Annotated in this window: 9 protein-coding genes; 5 read left to right on the top strand and 4 right to left on the bottom strand. The window is 69.1% G+C overall.

Going from position 1 to position 11337, the window contains the following annotated elements; translation table 11 throughout:
• Window positions 1–123 precede the first annotated feature (123 nt).
• Entirely contained in the window at window positions 124–1656 is a 1533-nt protein-coding gene (locus IT072_RS13140) for an ABC transporter permease (RefSeq protein WP_223357271.1), read from the top strand.
• Entirely contained in the window at window positions 1657–2670 is a 1014-nt protein-coding gene (locus IT072_RS13135) for an ABC transporter permease (protein ID WP_223357269.1), read from the top strand.
• 32 nt (window positions 2671–2702) lie between these two features.
• Here IT072_RS13135 and IT072_RS13130 read toward each other — a convergent pair whose 3' ends face one another.
• The gene (locus IT072_RS13130) at window positions 2703–3329 is read right to left on the bottom strand and encodes a PH domain-containing protein (protein ID WP_223357267.1); all 627 of its coding nucleotides are present in this window, start codon (window positions 3327–3329) and stop codon (window positions 2703–2705) included.
• A 68-nt stretch (window positions 3330–3397) separates the two neighbouring features.
• On the opposite strand from IT072_RS13130, the gene IT072_RS13125 reads away from it, so the two are divergent.
• Both IT072_RS13125 and typA read left to right on the top strand, forming a co-directional pair.
• On the top strand, window positions 3398–5254 hold the full coding sequence (locus tag IT072_RS13125) for an ABC transporter ATP-binding protein (RefSeq protein WP_223357266.1): 1857 nt from the start codon (window positions 3398–3400) through the stop codon (window positions 5252–5254).
• 128 nt (window positions 5255–5382) lie between these two features.
• Window positions 5383–7299, top strand: coding sequence for a translational GTPase TypA (gene typA / locus IT072_RS13120; protein WP_223357265.1), 1917 nt, complete (start codon window positions 5383–5385; stop codon window positions 7297–7299).
• An 82-nt stretch (window positions 7300–7381) separates the two neighbouring features.
• On the opposite strand, the gene efeB is transcribed toward typA, so the two are convergent.
• The 3 genes from efeB to efeU form a co-directional block, all read right to left on the bottom strand.
• A complete protein-coding gene (efeB, locus tag IT072_RS13115) occupies window positions 7382–8695 on the bottom strand; it encodes an iron uptake transporter deferrochelatase/peroxidase subunit (RefSeq protein WP_223357264.1) in 1314 nt (437 codons plus the stop codon).
• Between the two features lie 7 nt (window positions 8696–8702).
• Window positions 8703–9884 carry an iron uptake system protein EfeO gene (efeO, locus tag IT072_RS13110; RefSeq protein ID WP_223357263.1) on the bottom strand — a complete coding sequence of 394 codons (1182 nt, stop codon included), beginning with the start codon at window positions 9882–9884 and terminating at the stop codon, window positions 8703–8705.
• A gap of 66 nt (window positions 9885–9950) precedes the next feature.
• Window positions 9951–10814 (bottom strand): iron uptake transporter permease EfeU, encoded by an 864-nt coding sequence (gene efeU / locus IT072_RS13105; RefSeq protein WP_223357262.1) that lies wholly within the window; start codon window positions 10812–10814, stop codon window positions 9951–9953.
• A 98-nt stretch (window positions 10815–10912) separates the two neighbouring features.
• On the opposite strand from efeU, the gene IT072_RS13100 reads away from it, so the two are divergent.
• Window positions 10913–11323: a hypothetical protein gene (locus IT072_RS13100; protein WP_223357261.1), complete on the top strand. Its 411-nt coding sequence runs from the start codon at window positions 10913–10915 to the stop codon at window positions 11321–11323.
• Window positions 11324–11337: the final 14 nt, after the last annotated feature.

Here is an 11337-nt window from a genome sequence, read left to right as displayed (position 1 = left end):
GCCGGCGCCCCGTATCATGTAGTCGGTGGACGCGATCCGTCCGCCCATCCGAGACGCGCCCAGGCGAGCCCAGCCCGCCGCCCCACCCGTTCGGCGCGTCCTGTCAGTAAGGGTTCCCCACCTATGGCGAGTTTCATCCTGAGACGCCTACTGGTCTCAGTGCTCATCATCATCGCCGCTTCGTTCCTGATGTACATGCTGGTGGCCTACAGCGCCGACCCGCTCCAGGACCTCCGGAGCAGCAACTCCCCGAACAAGACGCAGCTGATCGCCGCCCGCGTGCAGCTGCTCGACCTCGATGTCATCCCGCCGTTGCGGTGGCTGCTCTGGCTCGGGGGCGCGGCCAAGTGCCTCATTCCGTTCGCCAACGCGTGCGACCTCGGCTCGACGGTGTCGAACGCCAAGGTGGTCGACATCCTCCCGCAGGCGCTCGGCTCGACCATCCAGCTGGTCACGGTTGCGCTGATCCTCGCGATCCTCCTCGGTGTGACGATCGGAATCGTCACGGCCCTCCGGCAGTACAGCGGACTCGACAACGTCGTCACGTTCCTCAGCTTCTTCCTGTACTCCCTCCCGGCCTTCCTCGTGGCCGTCCTCCTCAAGGAGTTCGTCGCCATCGGGTTCAACAACTTCCTCGTGCACCCCGTGATCCCGTGGTGGGTGGCGGTGATCATCGGCATCGTCGCCGGTTTCATCTGGCAATCCCTGATCGGCGGCGACCTGCGCAGGAGGGTCTGGACCTTCGGCATCTCGGGCGTCGCCACCGCCGGTGTGCTGCTGCTGATGTCGGCGCTGAACTGGTTCCTCCAGCCCGGCCTCGGCCCGGTGGTCATGATCATCCTGATCGCCGCCGTGATCGTCGGAACGACCGCGCTGATCTCGGGCCTCCAGAACCGCCGCGCGCTGATCTCGGCGGCGATCACCGGAGCGATCGCCCTCGTCTGCTACTTCGCCCTGCAGGGCCTGTTCGCGGTCTCCACGCCGGCGACGATCGCCATCCTGGCGGTCGTCGCGGTCATCGTGAGCCTCGCGGTCGGCTGGTTCGTCGGCGGATACGACCGCGGTCAGAACATGCGCATCTCCGTCATCGTCGGCATCGTCTCGGGCTTCCTGATCCTGGTCGACCGCTTCATGCAGGCGTGGCCGCAGTACTTCCAGGACACCAACGGCCGTCCCATCGCGACCGTCGGCTCCTCGACGCCGGGCCTCACCGGCGACATGTGGGAGACCGGGCTCGACACCTTCACTCACCTGCTCCTGCCGACGATCGCCCTGTTGCTGATCTCGTTCGCGTCGTACACCCGCTACTCGCGGGCGGGCATGCTCGAGGTCCTCAACCAGGACTTCATCCGCACAGCCCGGGCGAAGGGCCTCCCCGAGCGCACGGTCGTCGTGCGCCACGCCTTCCGCAACATGCTCATCCCGATCACCACCCTCGTGGCGTTCGACGTGGGCGCGCTGCTCGGTGGCGCCATCATCACCGAGAAGGTGTTCGCCATCCCCGGCATGGGGTCGATCTTCGCGGCCGGACTCAGCCGCGGCGACCTCAACCCGGTCATGGCGTACTTCCTCGTGATCGCGGTCATGGCCATCCTGTTCAACTTCCTCGCGGACCTCGCCTACGCCGCACTCGACCCGAGAGTGAGGGTCCGATAAATGTCTGCTCCCGAATCCCGCATCGCCGACGAGCTGGAGGCGCCCAGCGCGCCGCCCGTCAGCCAGGGCAAGCTCATCTGGAAGCGATTCCTCTCCAACAAGGTCGCCGTCGGCAGCGCCATCCTGTTCATCCTGATCGTGCTCTTCTCCGTCTCGGCGATCGGCATCGGCCCGATCCACGGCTGGTGGAAGTACTCGTACACCGAGCTGAACGACCAGTTCCAGCAGGGCTCGCCCTCGGCGGAGCACCCGTTCGGTCAGGACCGCATCGGCAAGGACTACTTCGCACTCACGATGCGCGGCATCCAGAACTCGGTGCTCGTCATGATCGTCCTCGGCCTCATCGCGAGTGTCGTCGGCGTGGTCGTCGGCGCGATCGCCGGGTACTTCCGCGGCGTCGTCGACGCGATCCTGATGCGCATCACCGATGTGTTCATCGTCATCCCGGCGCTCGTGATCGGCTCCGTGGTCGGCCACGCCTTCGGCGGACTCGGCGCGTTCTTCCTCGCGCTGATGCTCGGCTTCTTCTCCTGGATGGGCATCGCCCGACTGGTCCGGGGCGAGTTCCTCTCCCTGCGCGAGCGCGAGTTCGTCGAGGCGGCCCGTGTGGCCGGCGCGTCGGACATGCGCATCATCTTCAAGCACATCCTGCCGAACGCGATCGGCGTCGTGATCGTCGCGTCGACCCTGATCATGGCCTCGGCCATCCTGCTCGAGACGGCCCTGTCGTTCCTCGGCTACGGCATCAAGGCACCCGACGTGTCACTCGGTCTCCTGATCAGCTCGAACGAGTCCGCGTTCCAGACCCGGCCGTGGCTGTTCTGGTGGCCGGCGGCGTTCATCGTCTCCCTCGCGCTGCTGGTCAACTTCGTCGGCGACGGACTGCGCGACGCGTTCGACCCGCGCCATCGCCGCTTCAACCTGCGCAAGATGCGCGAGCAGGAGCCGGAGTCGGGTGAGGGCGGCGACGGCGGCCCGACGACGGGCGCCGCCCTCGCGGAGGACGTGCTGTGACCTCCCGCTTCGCCGCCGTGCTCCTGGACCCGCTAGGCCAGGAGCAGGGCGGCGACCGTGCCTGCCAGCAGCACGGCGATGCCGCACAGCGTCGCCACGTGCCAGCGGCTCGTCACGGGCGCCTGTTCGGCGCGGCCCGCCTCGATGGCGCCGGACGCCTGGAGCTCGCTCCAGCGGCGGCGCACCACCTCGGCGGCGGCGCCCGACTCGGTCGACAGCAGGTCGCCGGGACGGCGCACCGTGGCCTCGACGCTCGGCCGGCCCACGCGTCCTTTGGTCTCGTCGCGGGTGGCGCGCAGCGTCCGGCTGGTGCCGGGCGCGGGTGCGGACCACACCGGGATCTTCCGGCCCGGGGTGTAGAGCGTCAGCGCGTACTTGGTGTCGACATGGATCAGCGCCTCCCAGGGGATGTGCACGGTCCGCGTCACGTTGACGGCGGTCAGGCCGTCGCGGTCGACGACGAACAGCGGACGCCACAGCATCGCCCAGCCGATGAGCGCGAACAGCGCGCACGGAACGACGTACAGCAGACGGGCGTCGTGGACGCTCACCAGCAGCCCGACGGTCAGGACGGCGGCGGCCGCCCAGACCAGGACGGCAAGCACCCGGTTGAACCGGGACACGAAAACCTCGCGGTCGGGGGAGGGGACGTAGGGCATGGTTCCATGCTCTCATCCCGCCCACACGGCATCCCGACGCCGACCGCTCCCGAAAGGAACCTCGAATCATGACCGACACCACCACCGGTCAGGCCGGCGTCGTGACCGGAGCCCCCGTCCTGGAGGTCAGCGGCCTCTCCGTCGACTTCGGCGTCGACGGCGTCTGGGTCCCCGCGGCCAAGAAGCTCGACTACTCGATCAAGGCGGGCGAAGTGCTCGCGATCGTGGGCGAGTCCGGCTCCGGCAAGAGTGCGAGCTCGATGGCGATCCTCGACCTCCTGCCGAAGAACTCGCGCATCCGCGGGTCGATCAAGCTGGAGGGGCGCGAGATCACCGGCCTCTCGCAGTCGCAGATGCGGCGCGTCCGCGGCAACCAGGTCGCCGTGATCTTCCAGGAGCCGATGACGGCGCTCAACCCCGTCTACACCGTCGGCTTCCAGATCGTGGAGACGCTGCGCATCCACTACGGCATGTCGCCGCACGAGGCGAAGGAGCGCGCGCTCGAACTGCTCGACATGGTCGAGCTGCCGGACCCGGTGAAGGCCTTCAACTCCTACCCGCACCAGCTCTCCGGCGGCCAGCGGCAGCGTGCGATGATCGCCCAGTCGATCTCGTGCGACCCGAAGCTGCTCATCGCCGACGAACCGACCACGGCCCTCGACGTCACGGTGCAGGCCGAGATCCTGGAGCTGCTGCGCAGCCTCCGCGACCGGCTCGACAGTGCCATCCTCCTCATCACGCACGACATGGGCGTGGTCGCCGACCTGGCCGACAACATCGTCGTGATGCGCAAGGGCGACATCGTCGAGGCGGGCACCGTGGAGGGCGTCTTCGCGGCTCCGCAGCACCCGTACACGATCGCTCTGCTCGACGCGGTTCCGCACCTCGGCCAGCGTGAGGACGAGGAGATCGACACGACCGCCGCCCTCGCCGCCGGCACCGAGAACCCCGACGCCGCCTTCGCCGAGCGCATCCGCGCCAACGAGCGCCTCGCCGCCGCCGAGCACGAGAAGTCCGAGATGGACAAGCGAGCGGTCGTGGTCGACTTCGACAAGGTCTCGATCGAATATCCGAAGCACGGGCGTGTGCCCGCGTTCCGGGCCGCGACCGACATCGATCTGACCATCCACGAGGGCGAGGTCGTCGGCCTCGTGGGCGAGTCGGGCTCCGGCAAGACCACCCTGGGCCGCGCGGCCATCGGTCTTCTGCCCATCCACTCGGGCAGGCTGGTCGTCGCCGGGCAGGACATCAGCAACGCCAAGCGCGACGAGATCCGCAAGCTGCACCGCAACGTCGGCATCGTCTTCCAGGACCCGTCGTCGTCGCTGAACCCGCGCCTGCAGATCGCCGACTCGATCGGCGAGCCGCTGCGCCTCGCCAAGGGACTCAAGGGCGCCGACCTCGCCAAGGAGGTGGACCGCCTCCTGGACAGCGTCGAGCTTCCCCGCGCGTACCGCAGCCGCTTCCCGCACGAGCTCTCGGGCGGTCAGAAGCAGCGTGTCGGCATCGCCCGCGCCCTGTCGCTGAAGCCGCAGGTGCTCATCGCGGACGAGCCGACCAGTGCGCTGGACGTGTCGGTGCAGGCCCGGGTGCTGGAGCTCATGCAGCAGCTCCAGAAGGAGATGAACTTCGCCTGCCTGTTCATCACCCACGACCTCGCAGTCATCGACGTCCTCGCCGACCGCATCGCGGTGATGCACCACGGCAGCCTGGTCGAGGTCGGCACCCGCGACGAGATCCTCCGCTACCCGAAGGAGGCGTACACCCAGCGCCTCCTCGCCGCGGTGCCGCTCCCGGACCCGGAGCAGCAGCGCGCGCGCCGGGCTCTGCGTCTCGAGCTGCTGGCCGCCGGCTCCGACGAGGCCGCCCCGGTCAACGAGGGTCTGCCGCAGGAGCCCGAGCCGCCGGTGGCGCAGGGCCTGTAACCTCCCGTCCACCGGATCGTCACGGAACGCCGTCCCCGCCGAGCGCGGGGGCGGCGTTCCGTGCTGTCCGGAGGGGATAGAATGGACCGTTCCCCGAAAACCTCCTGACGAGAGTCGAGCCCTCACGCATGTCCGAGAACGCCGTCGCCCACCGCGACGATCTGCGCAATGTCGCGATCGTGGCCCACGTCGACCACGGCAAGACCACGCTGGTCGATGCCATGCTGCGCCAGACGAACTCGTTCGGCGACCACGAGCACGTCGAAGAGCGCGCGATGGACTCCAACGAGCTGGAGCGTGAGAAGGGCATCACGATCCTCGCCAAGAACACGGCGATCTCGTACAAGGGCAAGCACGCCACGAACGGCCCGATCACCATCAACGTGATCGACACCCCGGGCCACGCCGACTTCGGCGGCGAGGTCGAGCGCGGTCTGTCGATGGTCGACGGGGTCGTCCTGCTCGTCGACTCGAGCGAGGGCCCGCTCCCGCAGACCCGTTTCGTGCTGCGCAAGGCGCTCGAGGCCAAGCTGCCGGTCATCCTGGCCGTGAACAAGACCGACCGCGGCGACGCCCGCATCGAGGAGGTCGTCGGCGAGAGCCAGGACCTGCTCCTCGGACTCGCGAGCGACCTCGCGGACGACGTGCCCGATCTCGACCTCGACGCCATCCTCGACGTGCCCGTCGTGTACGCGTCCGGCCGCGCCGGCGCGGCGAGCCGCAATCAGCCGGCCAACGGCGAGCTGCCCGACAACGACGACCTCGAGCCGCTGTTCGAGGCCATCCTCGAGCACATCCCGGCACCGAGCTACGACCCCGAGGCGCCCCTGCAGGCGCACGTCACCAACCTCGACGCCTCGCCGTTCCTCGGCCGACTCGCGCTGCTCCGCATCTTCAACGGCACCCTCCGCAAGGGCCAGACCGTCGCCTGGGTGCGTCACGACGGCGACGTGCACAACGTCCGCGTCACGGAGCTGCTGATGACGAAGGCGCTCGACCGCTACCCGGCCGAGTCCGCGGGCCCGGGCGACATCGTCGCCGTCGCCGGCTTCGCCGACATCATGATCGGCGACACCCTGGCCGACCCGGACGACGTCCGTCCGCTTCCCGCCATCCACGTCGACGAGCCCGCGATCTCCATGACCATCGGCACCAACACGTCGCCTCTGGTCGGCAAGGTGAAGGGCCACAAGCTGACGGCCCGCATGGTCAAGGACCGCCTGGACCGTGAGCTCATCGGCAACGTGTCGCTGCGCGTTCTCGACATCGGCCGTCCGGACGCCTGGGAGGTGCAGGGCCGCGGCGAGCTCGCGCTGGCCATCCTCGTCGAGCAGATGCGCCGCGAGGGCTACGAGCTCACCGTCGGAAAGCCCCAGGTGGTCACCAAGAAGGTCGACGGCAAGACGCACGAGCCGTACGAGCACCTGACGATCGACGCCCCCGAGGAGTACCTCGGCGCGATCACCCAGCTGCTCGCCGCCCGCAAGGGACGCATGGAGAACATGACCAACCACGGCACCGGCTGGGTGCGCATGGAGTTCATCGTGCCGTCGCGCGGCCTCATCGGCTTCCGCACCGAGTTCCTCACCACCACGCGCGGCACCGGCATCGCGAACGCCATCGCGCACGGCTACGACGAGTGGGCCGGTCAGATCGTCACCCGCAGCAACGGCTCGATCGTGGCCGACCGTGCCGGCGTCGTGACGCCGTTCGCGATCATCGCGCTGCAGGAGCGCATGAGCTTCTTCGTGAACCCCACCGAGGAGGTCTACGAGGGCATGGTCATCGGCGAGAACTCGCGCGCCGACGACATGGACGTGAACATCACCAAGGAGAAGAAGCTCACCAACATGCGCTCCTCCACCGCCGACACGTTCGAGTCCATGACGCCGTCGCGTCAGCTGACCCTCGAGGAGTGCCTCGAGTTCGCCCGCGAGGACGAGTGCGTCGAGGTGACCCCGGAGGCCGTGCGCATCCGCAAGGTCGAGCTCGACGCCACCGCGCGCGGCCGCGCCGCCGCCCGCCTCAAGCGCCAGGACGCGTAGCGCCGACGACGAAGGGGTGGGGATTCGTGACGAATGTCGCGAATCCCCACCCCTTTTCGTGCATTCGGCACGAATGTGCGGGCTACGTGAAGAGCCCGGCGCCCACGTAGGATCCCTCGGTCGCGCCGGGAGGCACGGCGAAGACGCCGGAGCCGACGTGCTTGAGGTACTCGTTCAGCAGGTCGCTGCGGGAGAGCCGGGTCTGGATGGGGATGAACTGTCTGCGCGGGTCGCGCTGGAACGCGATGAAGAACAGCCCGGCGTTGAGCCGGCCCAGGTCGTCGTTGCCGTCCACGAAGTTGTAGCCGCGGCGCAGCAGCTGGGCGCCGTCGTTCATCGTGGGGTGTGCGAGGCGGACGTGCGAGTCCGGGTCGATCTTCGTGCCGCCGTCGGAGGCGAGCGCGAGGAAGTTCGGGTCGCTGAACTCCGTGCCTCCCGAGAGCGGGGCGCCCTCGCCTTTGTCGCGGCCGATGATGCGCTCCTGCTCGCCGAGCTGCTGGCGGTCCCAGTTCTCGATGACCATGCGGATCTTCCGGGCGACGAGGTACGAGCCGCCCGCCATCCAGGAGGCGCCGTCGGAGCCGGCGGCCCACACCTGGTCCTCGACCACCTTCTGGTCCTCGGACTTGATGTTCGCGGTGCCGTCCTTGAAGCCGAACAGGTTGCGCGGCGTCACCTGGCTGCGGGAGGTGGAGGAGGTGCGGCCGAAGCCGAGCTGCGACCACCGGATCGCCGCCCGCCCGAAGGCGATGCGCGACAGGTTGCGGATGGCGTGCACGGCGACCTGCGGGTCCTCGCTGCAGGCCTGGATGCAGAGGTCGCCCCCGCTGGCCGCGTCGACGAGAGCGTCGCCGGGGAAGTGGGGGAGATCGACGAGTGCGTCCGGACGCTTCGACGCGATCCCGAACCGGTCCCGGCCGTCGGCCGCGGTGAAGAGGGTCGGCCCGAAGCCGAAGGTGAGGGTGAGCCCCCCGGGCGGCAGGTCGAGGGCCTCGCCCGTGTCATCCGGGGGCTGGTCCGACGGGCCCGAGGCCGGGCCGTACGTGCCGGCGGCCTTGCCCTGGCTCATCCGAGCAGCGGCCACCGTCCAGTCGCGCAGCAGCTCGATCAGGCCGTAACGGTCGAGCCCGGGGGCGACGTCGAACGCGGCGAAGTGGAGGCGGTCCTGCACGGGCGTCGTGATCCCCGCCTGGTGCTCTCCGTAGAACGGGTAGACGGCGCTGGTGGCGGCCTGGGCGCCCGAGGCCGCGCGATCGACCGCGATCCCGGCGCCGAATCCGACGACCCCGGCGCCGACTCCGAGCCCGGCCAGGCCGAGTAGCCCACGCCGGGACAGTCCGGACCGCCCGGGGTCCTCGGCGGACCCCGGGCGTTCGGCGGGTGTTTCCTCGCTCACGCGACTCCTACTTGACGAGGATCGATGTCAGCTGGCTCAGCGGCTCGCTGAGGGCGTTCACCTCGTCGGAGAGCTCCTTCACCTGCTCGGTCGTGAGCTGGGTGTAGCTGACGTAGCCGTCGCCCGAGGTGTACTGGGCGAGGAGCTTGTCGATGGCGGCGAACTCCGTGTCGAGCGTCTTCGCGGCGCTCTTCCCGGTGCTGCCCTTCTCCAACAGGATGTCACGGACGGTGCCGTACGCGACCTCCGCGCCCTCCACGTTCGCTTTGAAGTCCCACAGGTCGGTGTGCGAGAAGGTCTCCTCCTCACCGGTGATCTTGCTGCGCGAGACCTCCTCCATCAGGCCGCTGGCGCCGTTGGAGATCTGGTCGAGCGTGAGGGTGAAGTCCTTGGCGTACACGAGGTCGTAGAGCTTCTGGGTGTCGGCGACGAGCTGATCGCCGAGCACCTTGCGCCCGGCGGCGTCGGACGGGGTGAACCCGGCCGGAGCCCAGAGGTCCTTCTCGATGCGGTGCCAGCCGGTCCAGTCCTGACCCTGCTCGAGGTCCGCCTCGCGCAGGTCGAGCGCCGGGTCGATGTCGCCGAACTGCTCGGCCGTAGGCTCGATGCGCTCGTAGAACATGCGCGCGGCCGGATACTGCGCCTGCGCCGCCGCGTCGTCGCCGCTCTCGTACGAGGCGGCGAACGCCTTCGTCGCGGTGAGGAGCTGACCCGCCTGGTCCTTGACATAGCTGGTGTAGTTGGTGACCGCCTGGGCGACCTGCTTGCTCTCGCTCGCGGTCTTCGTGTCACCCGATCCCTTGGTCACGGTGAACGCGGTGACGGAGGTCGGGCTGCCGACCATGCCCTTCTTGCAGGCCGTGAAGTAGTCGCCCTCGGCGAGCTGCACGACGTAGTTGACCGTCGTGCCCGGGCCGATGTTCTCCTTCTCGCCCGCGATGCGGAGCTTGTCCTGCGCGAGCACCTCGAACTCGTTGACGTCGGTGCCCTTGTTGGTGACCTGGAAGGTGACGGGGCCGGACGGTGCCGTCGCGGTCGACACGGTGCAGGCGTCGTCGTCGAGCGTGACGGAGATCGCCTCGGCCTCGGCGGTCGCCGTGTTGGGGACGCAGCCGGTGAGGGCGGCGGCGAGGGCGGCGGCGCCGGCGATGCTGCCGGCGATCACGCCGAGTGGACGGTATCGAGCCATGTGGGTGCTGTGCTTTCTCTTCGGGTGCTGTGGAATGCGGTGTCGGGGTGCGTGCGTGGGGCCGCCTCAGGAGGCGACGGGGGTGCCCGCCGCTTGGCCGGGGGCTCCGGAGGCCGCCGGCGGGCGGTGGGCGGCGCGCTGGGCGCGGATGTAGAAGAACGAGACGACGATGATGTAGCCGAACCAGGCGATGACCTGGAACCAGGTCGGGGACGGGTTGAAGTTGATCACACCGGCGAGCACGGTGCCGTACCAGCTGGAGGCCGGGATGGCGGCGCTGATGTCGTAGGCGTGGATGCCCGCGCCGGGGATCACGCCGGCCTCCTGCAGGTCGCCGACGCCGTACGCCAGCACGCCGCCCGCGACGAGGATGAGGAACGCGCCCGTCCAGGCGAAGAAGGTGCCGAGGTTGATGCGGACCATGCCGCGGTAGAGGAGGAAGCCGAGCACTCCGGCGGTCAGCAGGCCGAGCAGCGCGCCGACGAACGGCTCCCAGCTGCCGCCCGCGCTGTCGACGGTGGCCCACACGAAGAGCGCGGTCTCGATGCCTTCGCGGCCCACGCTGAGCATGGCCAGGATCACGACCCCCCATCCCGCGCCCACCAGCACCGAGTCGAGTCGCTCGTGCAGCAGGGACTTCATCGACCGGGCGGTCTTGCCCATCCAGAAGATCATCCACGTCACGAACGCGACCGCGACCACCGAGAGCCCGCCGCCGACGATCTCCTGCGCCTGGAAGCTCAGGCCGTAGGGGCCCCAGGTCAGCAGGGCTCCGATGCCGAGCGGGACGACGAGGGCGATGCCGACGCCGATCCAGAGCTTGGAGAGCACGTCCTTCCGGCCGACTTTGACGACGTAGGCGATGAGGATGGTGACGATGAGCGCCATCTCGAGGCCTTCGCGGAGGCCGATCAGATAGTTCGCGAGCACAGAGGACCTTGCTGGAGAGGGAAAGGGGGTTGGTAAGGCTAACCTTACCGATCGAGCGTACGTCCTGACCTCTCGATCTGTCCAGATAGGATGCGAGAATGCTCAGCCGGATCCTCAACGCCGTGCTGCTCGTGCTCGCCGGCCTCCTGGTCGGAGCGGTCGGCACGGTCGCGCACCCGATCGACGTCACCTGGGGGGTGGGCATCCCGCTCGGGCTGATCGGCGCGCTTCTCGCGTACACCTCGCTGCTGGTCGGACTCCGGCTCCTCGCGGCGACCCGGGTGCCCGCCATCCTCGCCGCGCTCGGCGCGATCGCGTCCGTGCTGCTCTTCGCGCAGCAGAGCCCGGGGGGCTCGGTGCTCATCCCGAACACGCTCGCCGGCCAGATCTGGCTCGTGGCGCCGATCCTGATCGCCGCCGTGGTGGTCGCCTGGCCCGACGTGCGTCGCCGGCCGGCGCGCCCCGAGCCCGCGGCGGCCATGGAGCCCGGCCCCGCCGTTTCGGAATAGGGCTCCGCGGATAT

Origin of the sequence: Leifsonia sp. ZF2019 (genome assembly GCF_019924635.1) — a bacterium.
GTDB lineage: Bacteria > Actinomycetota > Actinomycetes > Actinomycetales > Microbacteriaceae > Leifsonia.
The sequence above is the reverse complement of the archived record's forward strand: the minus strand, read 5'-3'. Positions and strand labels throughout refer to the sequence as shown.